This window comes from Ensifer sp. ZNC0028, from assembly GCF_000799055.1.
GTDB lineage: Bacteria > Pseudomonadota > Alphaproteobacteria > Rhizobiales > Rhizobiaceae > Ensifer.
The window spans coordinates 1-582 of record NZ_JTLA01000250.1; the positions used below are offsets into that span (position 1 = coordinate 1).

Consider the following 582-nt stretch of genomic DNA (forward strand, 5'->3'; position numbering starts at 1 on the left):
GCGCGCGGCTTGTCGAAACGGCGTTCGCCACCCTCGGCACGGGCCGGACGGTCACCGCGCGGGCGATCTCCACCCTCGCGGCGCGGCGGACGATCTCCGTGATCGCGCGACTTGCGGTCGCCGCCATCAAAGGACTTGCGACGATCGAAGCCGCCATCCCGGCCTTCGTCGCGGCGACGAACCGGCTCGGCGGCACTGATCCACTCGCCGTCCTCGTCACGGCTCTTGACGAAGGGGCGGGCCGGCTTGTCGGCGCCACGGCCGAAATCCTTGGAAGCGCCCTTGCGGTCCGGGTCGAACTTGCCAGTCGTCTTCGTCGCCAGGCCATCCTTGTTGCGGCCGTAGCGCTTGGACTTCGGTGCGCTTTCCGGACGCTCGCGACGGGCGGACTTCTCGGTGGCGTCGCCGTCAACGGACTTCGGCTTCTTCTCGGCAAGCGGGCGGGCGCCCGGCGCCATCCAGACATTGGCCGTGCGGGCGCGCTGCGCCGGCGCACGCTTCGGCCGGTCCTCGAACTTGGCGTCGCGGTCGTCGCGCGGGCCACCCTTGCCGCGGGGGCCATCGCGACGATCGTCGCGGCGG

General features: G+C 71.8%; 1 pseudogene. It reads right to left on the bottom strand.

Annotation, left to right across the window (positions count from 1 at the left end):
* Positions 1-582: pseudogene (locus L981_RS35340) on the bottom strand (pseudouridine synthase); the annotation flags it as partial.